Source organism: Burkholderia sp. BCC0398 (genome assembly GCF_902833245.1).
Taxonomy (GTDB): Bacteria; Pseudomonadota; Gammaproteobacteria; order Burkholderiales; family Burkholderiaceae; genus Burkholderia; species Burkholderia sola.
The window spans coordinates 752,404-768,217 of sequence record NZ_CADFEM010000001.1 but is presented as its reverse complement, the minus strand read 5'-3'; the positions used below and the strand labels follow the sequence as shown (position 1 = coordinate 768,217).

Here is a 15,814-nt window from a genome sequence, read left to right as displayed (position 1 = left end):
GCTTGTCTCGCGTGATCCTTTCGATGAAGGAGCATCGCGATGAGCACGCCGACCACCACCGCTTTTTCCCACGTGAAGCCGCAGGACACCGCCTATCAAGGCGAGGGCCTGCGCGACTTCTTCCTGTACCGCGATCTCGGTATCGCCGCCGCGACGAACGGCAAGGTCGTCGCGCAACTCGTCAGGGCCAATCATGCACCGGCGGCGGGCACCGGCTGGCACCGTCACGAGGCCGAATTCCATATCGTGATCATGCTGAAGGGTTGGGCGCGCTTCATGTACGGCGAACAGGAAACGCTGGTGGCGGCAGGAGACTGCGTGCACCAGGCGCCGGGAATCGTTCACTACCTGTTCGACTACTCGCCGGACATGGAGTATCTGGAGATCGTCGGGCCTGCCGACTTCAAATCGATCGACGTCGACGGCCCGTGTGCAGTGCCGGAGCCGACGCCGTGGGGCGAGGTCGGTGCGTAGCGTGCCGGCTCGGTGTGAGTTTTTGATGAACCGCCTGCATTCAGGCGGTTTTTTATTGGTGCGCCGACATCCGCGACTTGCCTTCCGCTTCCGCCTAGCCGGCCCGGCGCGCGAGTGGTTCGCTCGCGCGTCGTCCGGATGTTGCGGCAAACGTCGCCGCGCCTCTCCGGCGTGGCGATTCACTGTGTCGCTACCCGCGTTCAGTGCGCGTGATCCGATTGCGCTTCGGTCGCCGCATCGATCCCGGCCGTGCGCGCATCGAGCAGCGCGCGCAGCGTGACGTAATGGGTGCCGCTTGTGTCACCTTCCGCATCCGCGGTGCGATCGTACGGCTCGTTGTCGTGGATCGTCGCCCGCACGATCGGATAGATCTGCGTTTCCCAGCGGCTGCCGTTGAACACGCCGTAGTGCCCCACGCCCGTCTGGACATGGTGCGTCTTCAGGTACGACGGTAATCCCGAACACAGTTCCTGCGCGGCCACCGTCTGGCCCACCGCGCAGATATCGTCCTTCTCGCCTTCGACCGTCAACAGCGCGGTGCGATGAATCGCTGCCGGTTCGACGAGCCTGTCGCCCACCGTCAGCTCGCCGCGCGCGAGCGCGTACTGCTGGAACACCTTCTCGACCGTTTCCAGATAGAACTCCGCGGTGAGATCGGCCGTTGCGAAATATTCGTCGTAGAAATGCCGCAACGTATCGGCTTTCGCGGGGTCGCCTTTCGCGCGTTCGTAGTACAAATCGGCGAACGACGCCGCATGCCGGTCCGGGTTCATCGACATGAACGCGCCCACCTGCACGAAGCCCGGATACACGCACCGCTGCGCGCCGACGAAGCCCGTCGGCACCACGCTGATCAGGTTGTGCGCGAACCACTCGATCGGCTGGCTCGTCGCGAGTTCGTTGACCTTCGTCGGATTCACGCGGCAGTCGATCGGGCCGGCCATCAGCGTGAGGCTCGCCGGCTGAGCGGGATCGCCGCCGGCCGCCATCAGCGAGACTGCCGCGAGCGACGCGACGGTCGGCTGGCAGATCGCGAGCACGTGCGCGTCCGGGCCGATGTGGCGAATGAAGTCGATCACGTGCGTGACGTATTCGTCGAAACCGAAACGTCCGGCCGTCAGCGGGATGTCGCGCGGGTTGTGCCAGTCGGTGATGTACACGTCGTGATCAGCCAGCATCGTGCGCACCGTGCCGCGCAGCAGCGTCGCGAAGTGCCCGGACATCGGCGCGACGATCAGCACGCGCGGCTGGCGCGGGACCGGCCGCGCCTTGCGGAAATGCAGTAGCGTCGCGAACGGCGTGGCCGTGGCCGCTTCCTCGACGATCGGCACCGCTTCGCCGTCGACGACGACCGACGCGATCCCGAACGGCGGCCGCCGGTGCGAGAACGCGCAGCATTCGAGCAGTTCGCACAGCGCATCGACCATGCGGCCTGTCGGCGTCGATGTCGCCGGTGGCCACAGCGACATCGTTGCGCGCGTCGCGGCCGCCCATGCACGCGCCGGACGCAGGCATTCCGCAGACCATTGATAAAACGGATAGGCAAGCAGATTCATGACCTTCGCTCGTGACGCCGCATTGCAATGAACGAGGCAAGCCGTATGCCAGCATGCGGCTGGCACGCGCGTTGCAGCGGTTCGGGAGCGTGGCGATGCGCGCGGTACGTAGTGAGCAGGGCGAAGGCGATGCGTTGCCTTGCTGGTCGGGCGCGCGACACGTGCGGCGATGCCGTGCGACGTTGCGCCAGTTCGGCGTACGGACCGCACAGGCGTGGTGCGCGATCCGACGGCGCGTCCGTTTACGGTGCAGGGGCACGAACGACATTCTGCAGGGGAGTGATATGGAATCCAACGCACGAACGACGCTGACCATCAGCAGTCGCAATTACTCGTCGTGGTCGATGCGCGGCTGGTTGCTCGCGAAGCTGAGCGGCCTCGCGTTCGAGACGATCAGCGTGCCGATCGATGCCACGTCGCGCGCCGAGCTGCTGCTGCTGTCGCCATCGATTCTCGTGCCGTGCCTGACGCACGACGGCAACGCGGTGTGGGACACGCTCGCGATTGCCGAGTACCTGAACGAGATCCGCCCGCAGGCGCGGCTGCTGCCCGACGAGCGCCACGCACGCGCGCATTGCCGGTCGATCTGCGGCGAGATGCATTCCGGCTTCAGCGCATTGCGATCCGCGCTGCCGATGAACCTGCGCGGACATTTCCCCGGTTTCCGGATCTGGTCGCGCGCGCAGCACGACATCGAGCGGATCGTGACCATCTGGCGCGAGTGTCTGGCCGAGTACGGTGGCCCCTGGCTGTTCGGTGCGGAAATCGGCATCGCCGATGCGATGTATGCGCCGGTCGTCACGCGCTTTTTGACCTACGACGTGAAGCTCGAACCGGATGTCACCGAGTACTGCATGCGCGTGCTTGCACATCCGTTCGTTGCCGAGTGGATCGACGCGGCGAAGGCCGAGCACGAAGACATCGACGAACTCGACATGGAGTTCTGACGCGCGCGATCGCGGCGCGCTTTCAATTTCACTACAGGCGCAAGCGACGAAACGAACGATCGATGGACGTGCGCAACTCGCAAACGTTTCACCTTGATTTCGGTTCAAAACGAGCACGAATGCCCTAAAGGGCGTTGCGCCCGATGACGTAAACAAGTCACGGGGATGACTCGCGATCACATGCTTCAGACGTGCGACGCGCAGTCTGCAATAACCAGCGCAGCAGGGGGATCGACTTGTGAATCGTCAGCAATCGTGGACGCGTACCGCCGCGCCCGGGGAAATCATTTACTCGGAGGGCTTCGCGGGCGAGCCCGTCATCTTCCTCATCACCGACGGCAAGGTCGAGCTGTCCACGCGCTGCGACGAAAAGCGCGTGATCGTCGCGACGCTCGGCCGCGGCGAGTTCTTCGGCGAATCGGCGCTGCTCGCCGCCGAACCGCGAGCGCATACCGCGAAGGCGCTGTCGTTCTGTCAGCTCACGGTCGTGCCGGCCGGCATCCTCGATGAAGAAATCGAGCGCGTGTCCGCACTGCTGCGTCATATCGTGCGAACGATGATCCGCCGCGTGAAACGCAAGGATGACCAGCTCGCGACCTATACGCATGCCGACTTCATGCCGGGCGTGCTGTCGTATGCGCACGTGTTGTCGCTGATGGCCGGCGCCGATGCGCGCGAATCGGGCGACACATGGGCGCGCCGGCCGATGCAGGCGCATGCGGCCGAGACCTCCGTGCCGCTCGCCGAAGTGATCCGCAAATGCCGCGCGATTGCCGGCCACTCGCGGCCGCATGTGCTCGCGATGCTGCGACGCATGGAGAAGCTCAACCTCGTCACGATCGAAGCGGCGCAGGGCGACGCTGGTGGCGCGACTGATCACGCGACGTCGTCGGATGCGCGCCAGGTCGTCACGTTCGACGCCGCACGCGTGATCGACCGCGCGCAGCAGGTCGCCGATCACGATCTCGACGTGTCGATCAACAGCGAACTCGAACTCATCGAGCTGGCCGATCTCGAATCGCTGATCGGCGTCGACAAGACGCTGCTGCTCAACAAGCTGTCGAACGGCGAGATCGCGGAAGAAGTGTTCGCGTTTCGCAAATCGAAGGTGCTCAACTACGTCGAACAAAAGGGCGTTGCGTACTTCTCGCGTCGCAATGGCCGCCGCGGCGGCGACGTGCGCGCGCTCGAGGATCTCGTGTGGATCGACCAGCGCACGCTGTTCGACGTGATCAGCGCATTCGATACGTACGACCTCGCGAAACTGATCGCGAACCTCGACGATCGCGCGGTGGCCGACAAACTGTTTTCCGTGATGACCGAAGCGCGGCGCAACGAGGTGTCGTGGGTGATGCGCCGCGAACTCAAGCTCGATCCGGTCGAGATCGAGGACATCGAGCAGCGCGTGCTGGAGGCCGTACGCGCGGCGAAGGCGCCTGCGGCGGGTGCGATGTCCGTCGCGTCGACATTGTCGTCTGACGCGTGATACGGAGGCGCATATGGATCTGTTGACCCTGGTCGGTGTGGTGCTGGGCGGCGCGGCGATCGTGTTTGGGTTCGCGCTGGAAGGCGGGCATTTCTCGATGCTGTTTCAGTTCGAGGCGCTCGTGATCGTGCTCGGCGGCACGCTCGGCGCGGTGATGATCCAGAACACGTGGGCGCGCTTCTTCGACGCGGTGAAGCAGTTGCGGCTCGCGTTCGTGCGCGCACGCGAAGTCGATCGCAAGAACCTGTCCGACCTGCTCGAATGGGGCGACCGCGCGAAGCTCGACGGGCTGCTCGCGTTTGAGTCGATGGACGTGAGCGGGATTCATCCGTTCGCGCGACGCGGGCTCGAACTGCTGGCGAACGGCGTGTCGACCGCGGTGCTCGAAGATGCGTTGCAGCGCGAACTCGATGCGTACGAGCGCAGCCGACTCGCAGCCGTGCGCGTGTGGCAGCAGGCCGGCGGCTATGCGCCGACCTTCGGCATCCTCGGCTCGGTGCTCGGGCTCGTGCAGGTGACGAGTCATATTCTGGAGCCGGCGCAGCTCGGACCGGGCATCGCGATGGCGTTCATCGCGACGCTGTATGGGCTCGCGTTCGCGAACCTCGTGTTCCTGCCGCTGTACGGCAAGCTGCGCGCGCAGATCGACAGCGAGATGCGGTTTCGCAAGCTGTATCTCGACGGCTTGCTCGCGATTTCGCGCAAGGAGTCGCCGCATACGATCGAGACGCGGTTGACCGGCGACGTGCGCGGGCGGGCGGCGGAAACGCTGGCGTGATGTTCGTGTGCTTTGTGCTTACGCCTGGGCCTGTATCTGTACCGTTTGACGAACCCGGATTCCCGACAGCATGACTGCTCGAACTGATGGCGCATCCGCTGCCGATCGCGACGATCACGAACTCGAAGGCGCGCACTCCGGGCGCTGGCTGATTTCGTACGCGGATCTCATCACGACGCTGATGGTGCTGTTTCTCGCGCTGTATGTGCTGCAGCTCGCGAAATACAACGCGCTCGATGCGCGGTATCAGACGCTTGCGCGGCAGGCTGGGGATGCTGCGACTGCTTCCGTCGATGCTGCCAAGTCCGAGCCAGCGCCGCCATGGCTCGCGTTGCTCGATTCGTTGAAGTCGAATGGACGCATTTCGTTGGTGAAGGCGCCGCACGGCGTCGAGATCGGCATCGACGCGAAGATCCTGTTCAACGTCGGCGATGCGCGTTTGCTGCCCGATTCGTCGCCGGTGCTGAACCAGATCGCGCAGGCACTGAGCGAGCATGCAACCGGCGACATCCTCGTCGAAGGCCACACCGACAGCGTGCCGATCGCGAACGCGAAATACGAATCGAACTGGGAGCTTTCGTCGGCGCGCGCGGGGAGTGTGGTGCGCTACCTGACCGAGCGCGGTGTCGCGCCGCATCGGCTAGCGGCGATCGGGCGAGCGGATACGCAGCCGCTTGTTGCTGGAGACGATGCGGCTTCAAGGGCGAGGAACCGGCGCGTCACGATCTTCGTTGCTTACTGACCAGCGCTTCGTATTTGCGTTGTTTCTCGTGCATATAGGCGGCCGCATATGCCCGCTCTTTAACAACATAACGAATCTCGAATGATCGCTATCTGAAATCAGCGATGCGATTCTGCGCCCGCCTGCCGATAACCCAATCTGGCTCAGACCGAGCGGTTATCGAGGGTTCCCCATGCATTTCTGGCGCAAGCTTTCCATTCAGAACAAGCTGATTCTCAGCATGACGAGTTGCCTGCTCGTGTTCGTCGCGATTTCGAGCGGGCTCAGCGTCCGTCTGATCGGCAACGCGGTGCGCGATCGCGTCGTCCGCGAAGAACTGCCGACCGCCGTGAACGGCATCCGCGCCGACGTGCAGCGCCAGATGGCCGGCCCGATCGCCGCGTCGAGGATTCTGGCGCGCGATGCGTTCCTGCTGCAATGGGAAGCCGACGGCGAACCCGATGCCGGCACGCGCAACTGGATTCAGCTTGCCAAGAACGTGAAGGACGAGCAGAAGGCCGCGTCCGTGCAGTGGGTGTCGGTGAAGAGCGGCAACTACTACAACGAAGCCGGCTTGCAGCGGAAGGTGACCGACAAGGATCAGTGGCTGACCAGCTTCCTGTCGTCGGGCAAGGCGTACGACGTGAACATGGATCGCGAGGTGACCGTCGGCGGCTACATGATGTTCATCAACAGCCGCGTGGAACTCGACGGCGTGCCGATCGGCGCGGCGAGCATGAGCCTGTCCGTCGATGCGCTCGCGAAGGGGATCTCGGCTTACCGGATCGGCGAGAGCGGGTTTGCGTATCTCGTGCGCCCCGACGGCGCGATCATGATGCATCGCGATACGTCGCTGATCGACGGCAAGCATTTTCTGAAGGACGAACCGGGGTTGCCGGGCGATGCGTCGCCGACGCTGCTTGCGGGCAAGCCGTATGCGTACCTGAGCTACGAGGGTGATGGCGGCGCGCGGTTTATCGCGACGTCGTTCATTCCGGAGCTGAATGCGTATGTGGTCGTTCAGGTGCCGGAGGCCGAGCTGCTCGGGCCGGTGACGCGGGCGATCCGGAGCGCGGCACTGGTTGCGGCGGTGGTGGGGCTTGGGGTTGCGCTGCTCGTGATCTGGCTGGTGGGGCGCGCGATTGCTGCGCCGATTCGTCGGGCGGCTACGCTGCTGTCGGAGATCGCCAGCGGTCAGGGCGATTTGACGCGCCGGATGACGGTCGAGAGTGAGGACGAGATCGGGCAGTTGTCGGATGCGTTCAACCGGTTCGTGTCGTCGCTGTCGACGCTGGTTCATCGGATTCGTGCAGCTTCGGCTTCGATCGCGGCCGGGTCGGCGCAGATTGCTTCGGGGAATGCGGACCTCAGCGAACGCACCGAAGGGCAGTCGAGCAACCTGGAGCGGACGGCTTCGTCGATGGAAGAGATCACGGCCGTGGTGCGCAACAACACCGAGACGGCGACGACGGCCGCGAAGATGATCAACGGCGCGGCGGATACGGCGGCGCGGGGTGGGCAGGTGGTGGGCGAGGTCGTGACGACGATGGAGCAGATCAGCGATGCATCGCAGCGGATCTCCGAGATCATCGTGATGATCGACAGTATCTCGTTTCAGACGAATATCCTGGCGTTGAATGCTGCGGTGGAGGCGGCAAGGGCGGGGGAGCAGGGGCGCGGGTTTGCTGTTGTTGCTTCGGAGGTGCGGAATCTGGCGCAGCGTAGTGCGCAGGCGGCGAAGGAGATTAAATCGCTGATCGAGCACAGCGCGGGGACGGTGGGTGCCGGGTCGCGGCTGGTGAGTGAGGCGGGGAAGGTGATGAGTGATGTGGTGTCGCAGGTTCAGGGCGTTAGCGCGATGATGAGCGAGATTGCGGAGGCTAGCTTGGAGCAGAGTGCTGGGATCGATCAGATCGGGGATGCGGTGCAGTCGCTCGATCAGATGACGCAGCAGAATGCGGCTTTGGTCGAGGAAAGCGCGGCGGCAGCGGAGAGTTTGAAGCAGCAGGCGGCGGAATTGACCAAGCTGGTTTCGGCTTTTAAGGTGGATGAGTAAGGGTTGGTTTGGGGTTTACGGTTGGGGTGTTTCTGAGGGGCGGCTGCCGTGGGGTCACAGTAGCCGTTTTTGCTTGTTGGCACCGGATTTAGCGGCGCTTATAGAAATGAAGCGCATTTGCGGATTGAAGCGTTGGGGCGGGGGTGCTTGCCGCTGTCATTGCAGCGGTCGAGGCTAAGGTTGTCGGGCCGCCAACGAATTCTTATCTGGCTTCTCGGGAGCAGGCTTCGGCGTTGGCGCGGCCAGGATGGAAGATCAGGCGGATCTGGACAAGAAATATTCGGCCGACAGGGATGCAAGGCTGGGTAAGCTCGTCGGGACGGGTAAGGCGAGGTGGTTTCTGCAAACGTCGAGCGTAACGTGCAGAGCGTTGTCGCCGATGATGGGATGATTGCCCGGGCCGCATGGAGTGTTCTTGAAGTCGGACGCCGGGAAGGTCAATCTGCGTGTTACACGGTTCCACTTTTTGAAAGCTTGGGCGAAGAGGGCCGATGCGGGGATCAAGTCTACGGATGATGTTGCCGTTATCCTCGATAACGAGGTTCTTTATACGGATGTGTTCGTTGATGATGCAGCGGCGTATCGATTTGCCGAGTTGCTGGTGAAGAAGACTCCTGTCGAGATGGTGGTGAAGGCGTTGCTGCTCGCAGAAAGCCGGGATGGGGTGCCGGAGGGACCGAATATGTTGGCGGTGGCGGTTAGGCGGGGAGAGGGTTTATGTCCTTTGGCGGGAGGCGCCGGTGCGGCGGATCGCGGCTTGTGGGGCGGGGCGGGTGGATGAGGGGAAGCGACGCGGATGTTTTGCGAAGCGCTTGCCTGCGCAACGGAGATATTCGCGACTCGTTGCAGAAACGCAAGCGATGGTGGATGGCATCGTTCTTCAATGGGACTGTATAGTCCTAATGCGGTTTCGTTGGGTAGCACCAGCATTGCACGGCGGTTACAGATAAGGAAATCAATATGCGCCTCAGGTCCGTCAAACTCACCAACTTTCGCGGCTATCGCGCCACCACAATTATTTCTATCGATGACACTCTGACCGGTATCGTCGGTCGTAATGACTATGGAAAATCGACCATTCTCGAAGCTTTGGCCATCTTCTTCGAGAACGATAGTGTCAAGGTTGACAAGAGTGATATGAATTGCTTCAGCTTGGGTGAGGGAGATGAGCAGTTCGAGATTGCATGCGAGTTTGACGGCTTACCGGATGCGCTGGTGTTAGATGAGAATGCCGTAACGACATTGGCGCAGGAGTACTTACTCAACGCAGAGGGCGCGTTGGAGATCATCAAGATCTTCAAAGCCAGTACTGGCAAACTTGAGCGTACAGCTATCCGCTGTCAACACCCGGCAGACGCAGACTTGGCGAAGCTACTCAGTCTCAAGATGGCCGAATTGAAGAAGCTTGGTGAACAGCGCGGGGTTGCCGATCAGATCGCCGATAAACGTGTAGCTTCCCAGTGGCGGCAGGCCATTCGCATTGCGGGGCAGCCTCTTGTGTTCCAGGACACGCTGCTTGATGTAAGTAAAGGGATTTCCGTTGATAACAAATCCATCTGGGACAGAATTCAGGATCGACTACCCACCTTCGCGCTGTTCAAGGCAGATCGCGAAAGCAGTGATGGTGATGCTGAGGCCAAGAATCCGTTGCAACAGGCGGTCAAGGAGGCACAGGCTGCGCTCCAGGATCAAATCAACAAACTTGAGCAGCAGATCGAAACGAGCGTGCTGGATGTGGCCAATCGCACCCTCGACAAGCTGCGGGAAATGGCTCCCGAACTGGCTAACGAGCTTACACCGCGTTTCAAGGAAAAACCCAAGTGGAGTTTTAACTTCGCTTTGGATGGCGAGAATGGTATCCCCATCAACAAACGCGGAAGTGGGGTACGCCGGCTGATCTTGCTCAACTTCTTTCGCGCCGAGGCGGAAAGGGCTGTGGCTGGTACCCCGCGCAATGTCATCTACGCTATTGAGGAACCGGAAACCTCACAGCATCCCAACTACCAGAAGATGCTGATGAAGGCATTATTAGAGCTCTCCAACCAGCACAACCGACAGATCATTGTTACTACCCACGTCCCGGCACTGGCTGGTCTGATTCCGATCGACGGCATTCGTTACGTTACCAAGAATGATAACGGCATCCCCGTTGTCAAAATGCCCAGTGACGATGTGCTCAAGGAGGCCGCCGAGAGCTTAGGTGTGCTCCCCGAAACAGGGATGGAGCGGGCAAAGGGCATCGTGCTAGTAGAGGGCAAATCCGACGTAAATTTCCTTCGTCATGCGTCCGATACTCTGAAGGCGGCCGGCGAGCTTGAGTCTAGTCTCGATGACGCCGGAATCGTTCCCATTTTGATCGGTGGGTGCGGTAGCGTGAAACACTGGGTCACCCTAAACCTAGCCGACAACCTAGGACTTCCTTGGTGCGTGTTTCTAGACTCAGACATCGGTGGTAGCCCTGAGCAGGTCGCCTCTATTGCAAAGCGCAAGCAAGAGGTTGAAGCCCGAGGACGCCTATTTTATTCGACGCGCAAACGGGAAATCGAGAACTACCTGTGTCCAGAGTTGATTTTTTCACAAACCGGGGTGAGGGTGGAGTTTACCGATACATGCGACGCCAAAAAGATCATTGGTCAGGCTATTCGAGTAAAGCCCGATGACGTGATGGACCGATTCTGGCCGTTGATGACTGCGGAGCAAATTATTCAGTGCTCGACGTACCAGGAGGGTGGCGAGCAACGTTCTGAGATTAAATCGCTAATCGAGAGCATATTGATGTTGGTCGCATGAATTTAAAAATTGAGTAATATATATTATATATTTACAGGGTATATCGAGTAAAGGTGGTTTATCGAGAGATGTGTGCAAGGTGAAGGGCAGGGGACATGCATCGGGACGAAGGTGAGCTGCCTCCGAGTGCTTAGTCGATCTCTTCTCGTCGATGGGGTAATGACAAGGCAGGATTTTTTTCGTGCCTGTGAGTGTTGCGCAATAAGAGTGAATCGATCGGTCGGGGTAGCATCGAAAATCGGTGAGAAAGTGGAATGAGCAATCTTTATCCGTCAGGATCCGTATATCTTTGTGTTGGACCGGATCCACAATCAAGGTCAACGCACCTTGATAATTCGCTATTGATAACTATTTCGAGGGCGCCGTATCCAGATGAAAGAAATTTCAATGCACAATTGTTCTGGTATCGGTTAGGGGAATATCCCGAGTATCTGGGCGACGCGCGTTTCTTTCCCGTCTTGGAGTCTATCCGTGAGATTACTGAACCGGTGCAGCATGGTGAAATTATCCCAATTTCGGAGTTCGAAAGACGAAGCTGTGAATTTGCGATTTTTATCGGTAATCGAAATGCTTACAGAAAAGTAATTGATCTTGCGGGCCCTGGGCTTGCTCAGAGGTTATTGGTAAGGGCGCATGACCTCGCCGCACTTCAGGCATTTCAAAAAAACAGCCGGATATTGAGGCGAATTCGGGAGAATGGATGGTTGACGGAGTCGATGATGGGGAAAGAGGGGCAATTTGCCTTTTTAGCCCTGACGAAGATTTTTAATGACGACCAGTTAGAAGATACATTGCCGTATTCCATCACGCTTTTGCGTGCCAACGTCGAGATCGCACCATCGACGTGGCTGAAATTCATCGCAGACTACGGTGAGGTTTTGGGAGAGGTTCAACCTGCAAATGTCGTGATCGGTGCCAACGGGGTCGGGAAGACGCGACTTCTTCTTGCCCTTGCCCGTGCGGCAGGCAAGGGCGATCTGATAGTCGCAAGTAGTGATACGCGTCCGGGTGGTCAAGTCATCGTGCACGCGCCCGACATAGTCTCATTTACCTACGAGCCAAATCTTTGGAAAAAGTACAAAAATACGGGTGTAAAAGTAATCGCTCTTGGGGTTAGTGCGACGGAATGGAAAGGACTTACGTCGGTCATTCAAGATCTTGCATCGTCTAGTAGCCAACAATTCCGTGTGAATGCATATGCAAACATCATTCGACCGATTGTTGATCCGATTGACGTGATGGTTCCTATTGCAAGTCCAATCATGGATGATTTCATTGAATTTATCAATGGTAAAGCATACATTCCATTGTTGGCATTGGGGGATGCTCCTCAGGAAATAATAAATCTATTGGACCCAACCCGTTCTGTGGTTGTTCGTTCGTCGGAAATTGGGTCATATAATTTGAGTTCAGGGCAAAAAAGTCTTTTGCTGATGACTGCTCGGCTCTTCCTTCACGGCGAACGGAAATTGATATTTATTGATGAGCCTGAAAACCATCTGCATCCTCAGTATGTGACTCTGCTGATGCAGACATTGCAAACCACCTTGATTGCAATGGAAAGTCGAGCAGTGGTTATTACGCACTCACCCTTCGTTGTTCGCGAGGTTGATAAGGGTGCAATTCAGATTTTAGAGTTAGATGAGAGATCTATGCCGTGTCTGTATCAGACGTCTCTCCAGACATTTGGAGGCGACGTGGCGCAGATATCGGATTACGTATTTGGTGATCGGGCGGTGAGAAAAGGTTATCAGGTTTTAATTGATAGCGCTGTGGAAAAATTATCACCTGATAATCGTCATGAAATTGCGATTAATGTTGCATCAAAAATTGGAGATGCAGGTGAGCTTTATTTGCAAAGTATTCTGAGGGATTATCCTGATGCCGACCAAAATTGATCTCGGTCGCACCATGGAAGACGACATGGCGACTCTTCAGACTTTCATTGATGAGCGTCAGATGAATTGGCAAATTGTTCGAGAAAACCTTCGGTTGCTAAAAAATGAGTATCAAAATTACCGTGACGATTTCGCAAGCTGTAAAAGATATCGGGTGCTTGAGCCGCGTCGATTTTTGAGATGTTCAACTGGTCTACGCAAGCTCTACGATCAAACGCCAAAATGCCTTGACCACATAAATGAGTTCCGCCGACGGGCGAGTCGCACGCTCTCGGTTTGTCCGTATTGTGGAATGCCAATGGCAAGGATTACTCTTGATCATTATCTCCCAAGAGATATTCGTGCATTTCCTCATCTGTCGATTCTTTCATCGAACCTTGTCCCGGCTTGTGATGCTTGTCAGTCTAGCAAGGGGAATTCATCCCCCCTCTTGCGACGTCTGGTCAACAAAAACGAGAGGCGGCGCAAGACAATGCGGATGCGAGTGAAGCGAACCGAAATTGTGCGAAACAGTGTCAATAAGAGATTTGAGTCTAGATTCCAGCGACGTGTCAGCAGATTTTTGCATCCGTACTTCGATGATTTCGTGAGTGATATTATTTGGAAATTGAATCCGAGTGGAAATGGAGACCCACTCAAAACACTGAAGCTTGTGCCGGTCGACATAGATCCTAGAAAGGCTGCTCTTGTTAGGTATCAAATAGACAAGCTTGGACTGCAGGCGCGAGTTAACGATGAGATTTCGCGTTGGGTTCGATTCTCGGTGAGAGTGTTTCAGTATAAAAATGTAATGACGATCGCTGATGCTCGAACCGTGGCTGGACTTCTTTTAGATGCTTATTGGGATAAAGATTTAACTCCAAATGGAATGGCGTGTACTTTTTTCCGGGCGTTGCGCGAACATACTGTTGTAGCAGACGCGGTTATTGGGCTTGCCACTGCTGCGATTCCAACGCGAACGATGAGAAGCCGAGCAGTCAAACTGTAGTGATTCGCCCCGGGGGCGTCACGGGCTGCGGCCCCCGTCTGACGACAGTATATGTTGCAATTGCAGCGCCAATTTTATTGTGTAGCGCTTGTATGGCACCCATCTCTATGCCTAACGGCCAATCCCCCTCATTTCCCCATTTCTGAGATGCCAGTCCGACTACACTGGTCATGAAGCATTGCTTCTCGCCATCGGAAGCTGACCGCAGCCCCCTCCGCCCCGATGGTCGAAAGAAAGCCGTCTTGCCCAACAAGACCCAGCGAAGAGGGGAGAAAGAAGGGGAAACCCGAGGCACCAAAGAAGCGCGGGCCGCATGGGCGGCAACCCATACGACCCGCTGACCACCACCAACTCACCCAAGGAGTCGGAAATGGCTGACGCCAATACTAAGCCACGTCGTAGAAAGAACAAACCCGTCAACATGCAGAAGACGTTTGAGCTGGTCCTTCGCAACTACCCGGACCTTCCCAAGCGAGGCTGGCCGTACCTGCCGTGGATGAAGGCGATCGATATCAATTTCAAGATCTTCGGATTCAAGCCGGGCGACCGCGTGTACCTGAGGGTCAGCGACGTCGACCGATCGATCACGATCACGCCGGACTACAGCCAGTTGGCGCTGCGAGAGCAGCCGTACCACGATCCTGACCGGGGACCGTCGCCGCTCTAACATCTGCAAGGGCCGCTTGATGCGGCTCTAGCGAGTGAACGCAGGCGTTGCATGAACACGACTGGCCGCCGGGGCGACACCGCCCCGGCCATTGCCGCGAACGCCGCGATTCACACCTTTAGCGACCTTCAACAACTGTCACGACCGCAAGGCCCGTGAGGCGGCACCGCGCCTGCAGAAATAGCCGTCTGGCGTCAAATCACCGCCCGCCGGCCCGCCGCTTTACAACCGCCCCTCGCTGCAACACATACTCGACCCGCGCGCCTTCATCGGCCACCACCCCGATATCCTCGAGCGGATTCCCATCCAGCACGACGAGATCGGCGATCGCCCCCACCGCAACGACCCCAAGCTCCCCGGTCATACTCACAATCTCCGCCGCCACCGTCGTCGCCGACCTAAGCGCTTCCAGATTCCCAAGCACCTCCGCCCGAATCCGAAATTCACCGGACTGAAACGCATGCATTTCGCCGAGCAGGTCCGACCCGAACCCCATCTTCACGCCGGCTTTCGCATAGATCTCAAGCGACTCGCGTCCTTTCTGCTGCACGGAAGCTACCTTCGCGATGGAGTCGGCCGGCATCCCAAACTCCGCCCCATGTTTCGCCAGCGCGTCATAAGTCACAAGCGTAGGCACCACAAACGCCCCCCGCTCATGCATCAGCGCCGCTGCCGCTTCATCCACAAGATTCCCATGCTCGATTGTCCGCACGCCGCATCTCACAGCCCGCGCAATCGCCCGCCCCGTATACGCATGCGCCATCACATAAGTATTCGCGGCCTCAGCCTCATCGACGATCGCCCGAATCTCGTCCTCCGAATACTGCGTGTTCGCGATCGGATCGGTCGGCGAAGCCACGCCGCCTGACGCCATGATCTTGATCTGCGTCGCGCCTTTCTGAATCTCCTCACGCACGGCGAGCCGCACGCCTTCAACACCATCGACGACCCGCGCAATCGCCCCCGTCCTGAAACAACAGGAGCAGGGCTCCAGCACATCACCGCGCGGCCGGAAATCCCCATGCCCGCCGGTCTGCGACAACGCCTTCCCCGACGGAAAAATCCGCGGCCCCGGAATCAACCCTGTCTCAACGGCCTGCATCAAACTCCAATCCGCGCCCCCCGCATCCCGCACACTGGTAAACCCCCGCGACAACATCGCATCGAGAATCGGCAGCGACCGAATCGCCGCGAGAATATTCGGCTGCGTCGCATTCGCGCCCAGGTTCGCATTCGACGCCAGCACATGCACATGGCAATCGATGAACCCCGGCATCACGGTCTTGCCGCGCACGTCGATCACCTGCGCATTCGGCAAATCCACCGGCCGATCGGTGACTTCGACGATCCGCTCGCCTTCGATCACGACATGATGATGTTCGAGCAACACGCCTCGTTCGAGGTCGAGCACGTTGCCGCCTTGAAGCACGGTAATGGTCATGAGAGAAAAATC

The 15,814-nt window shown here is 58.7% G+C and carries 13 protein-coding genes; 11 read left to right on the top strand and 2 right to left on the bottom strand.

Going from position 1 to position 15,814, the window contains the following annotated elements; genetic code table 11:
• Positions 1–39 precede the first annotated feature (39 nt).
• Entirely contained in the window at positions 40–474 is a 435-nt protein-coding gene (locus HWX76_RS03355; RefSeq protein ID WP_050018075.1) for a cupin domain-containing protein, read from the top strand.
• A 200-nt stretch (positions 475–674) separates the two neighbouring features.
• Here HWX76_RS03355 and phaZ read toward each other — a convergent pair whose 3' ends face one another.
• Positions 675–2,030: a polyhydroxyalkanoate depolymerase gene (gene phaZ, locus HWX76_RS03350; RefSeq protein ID WP_050018076.1), complete on the bottom strand. Its 1,356-nt coding sequence runs from the start codon at positions 2,028–2,030 to the stop codon at positions 675–677.
• 284 nt (positions 2,031–2,314) lie between these two features.
• On the opposite strand from phaZ, the gene HWX76_RS03345 reads away from it, so the two are divergent.
• The 10 genes from HWX76_RS03345 (at position 2,315) to HWX76_RS03300 (ending at position 14,361) form a co-directional block, all read left to right on the top strand.
• A complete protein-coding gene (locus HWX76_RS03345; protein ID WP_176015481.1) occupies positions 2,315–2,977 on the top strand; it encodes a glutathione S-transferase family protein in 663 nt (220 codons plus the stop codon).
• 238 nt (positions 2,978–3,215) lie between these two features.
• Positions 3,216–4,463 carry a cyclic nucleotide-binding domain-containing protein gene (locus tag HWX76_RS03340; protein WP_176015480.1) on the top strand — a complete coding sequence of 416 codons (1,248 nt, stop codon included), beginning with the start codon at positions 3,216–3,218 and terminating at the stop codon, positions 4,461–4,463.
• Positions 4,464–4,476: 13 nt separating this feature from the next.
• The gene (locus tag HWX76_RS03335) at positions 4,477–5,241 is read left to right on the top strand and encodes a flagellar motor protein (protein WP_050018079.1); all 765 of its coding nucleotides are present in this window, start codon (positions 4,477–4,479) and stop codon (positions 5,239–5,241) included.
• A 70-nt stretch (positions 5,242–5,311) separates the two neighbouring features.
• Positions 5,312–5,983: an OmpA family protein gene (locus HWX76_RS03330; protein ID WP_176015479.1), complete on the top strand. Its 672-nt coding sequence runs from the start codon at positions 5,312–5,314 to the stop codon at positions 5,981–5,983.
• Positions 5,984–6,155: 172 nt separating this feature from the next.
• Positions 6,156–8,018: a methyl-accepting chemotaxis protein gene (locus tag HWX76_RS03325; RefSeq protein WP_176015478.1), complete on the top strand. Its 1,863-nt coding sequence runs from the start codon at positions 6,156–6,158 to the stop codon at positions 8,016–8,018.
• Positions 8,019–8,433: 415 nt separating this feature from the next.
• A complete protein-coding gene (locus HWX76_RS36625; protein WP_244137936.1) occupies positions 8,434–8,799 on the top strand; it encodes a hypothetical protein in 366 nt (121 codons plus the stop codon).
• 179 nt (positions 8,800–8,978) lie between these two features.
• Positions 8,979–10,808, top strand: coding sequence for an AAA family ATPase (locus tag HWX76_RS03315; protein ID WP_176015477.1), 1,830 nt, complete (start codon positions 8,979–8,981; stop codon positions 10,806–10,808).
• Between the two features lie 254 nt (positions 10,809–11,062).
• Positions 11,063–12,706 carry an AAA family ATPase gene (locus tag HWX76_RS03310; RefSeq protein WP_176015476.1) on the top strand — a complete coding sequence of 548 codons (1,644 nt, stop codon included), beginning with the start codon at positions 11,063–11,065 and terminating at the stop codon, positions 12,704–12,706.
• Complete coding sequence (locus tag HWX76_RS03305) at positions 12,690–13,694, top strand: hypothetical protein (protein WP_124595208.1); 1,005 nt, start codon at positions 12,690–12,692, stop codon at positions 13,692–13,694. Before HWX76_RS03310 ends, HWX76_RS03305 begins: the two co-directional genes overlap by 17 nt.
• A gap of 313 nt (positions 13,695–14,007) precedes the next feature.
• Positions 14,008–14,361, top strand: coding sequence for a hypothetical protein (locus HWX76_RS03300; protein WP_244137935.1), 354 nt, complete (start codon positions 14,008–14,010; stop codon positions 14,359–14,361).
• A 199-nt stretch (positions 14,362–14,560) separates the two neighbouring features.
• Here the strand turns inward: HWX76_RS03300 and HWX76_RS03295 are convergent, their stop codons facing one another.
• The gene (locus tag HWX76_RS03295; RefSeq protein ID WP_176015475.1) at positions 14,561–15,802 is read right to left on the bottom strand and encodes an amidohydrolase family protein; all 1,242 of its coding nucleotides are present in this window, start codon (positions 15,800–15,802) and stop codon (positions 14,561–14,563) included.
• Positions 15,803–15,814: the final 12 nt, after the last annotated feature.

Coding starts and splice junctions, on each gene's coding strand:
- HWX76_RS03300 (WP_244137935.1), top strand. CDS start 14,008: ATGGGCGGCAACCCATACGACCCGCTGACCACCACCAACTCACCCAAG.
- phaZ (WP_050018076.1), bottom strand. CDS start 2,030: ATGAATCTGCTTGCCTATCCGTTTTATCAATGGTCTGCGGAATGCCTG.
- HWX76_RS03310 (WP_176015476.1), top strand. CDS start 11,063: ATGAGCAATCTTTATCCGTCAGGATCCGTATATCTTTGTGTTGGACCG.
- HWX76_RS03330 (WP_176015479.1), top strand. CDS start 5,312: ATGACTGCTCGAACTGATGGCGCATCCGCTGCCGATCGCGACGATCAC.
- HWX76_RS03305 (WP_124595208.1), top strand. CDS start 12,690: ATGCCGACCAAAATTGATCTCGGTCGCACCATGGAAGACGACATGGCG.
- HWX76_RS03295 (WP_176015475.1), bottom strand. CDS start 15,802: ATGACCATTACCGTGCTTCAAGGCGGCAACGTGCTCGACCTCGAACGA.
- HWX76_RS03325 (WP_176015478.1), top strand. CDS start 6,156: ATGCATTTCTGGCGCAAGCTTTCCATTCAGAACAAGCTGATTCTCAGC.
- HWX76_RS03345 (WP_176015481.1), top strand. CDS start 2,315: ATGGAATCCAACGCACGAACGACGCTGACCATCAGCAGTCGCAATTAC.
- HWX76_RS03355 (WP_050018075.1), top strand. CDS start 40: ATGAGCACGCCGACCACCACCGCTTTTTCCCACGTGAAGCCGCAGGAC.
- HWX76_RS03315 (WP_176015477.1), top strand. CDS start 8,979: ATGCGCCTCAGGTCCGTCAAACTCACCAACTTTCGCGGCTATCGCGCC.
- HWX76_RS03335 (WP_050018079.1), top strand. CDS start 4,477: ATGGATCTGTTGACCCTGGTCGGTGTGGTGCTGGGCGGCGCGGCGATC.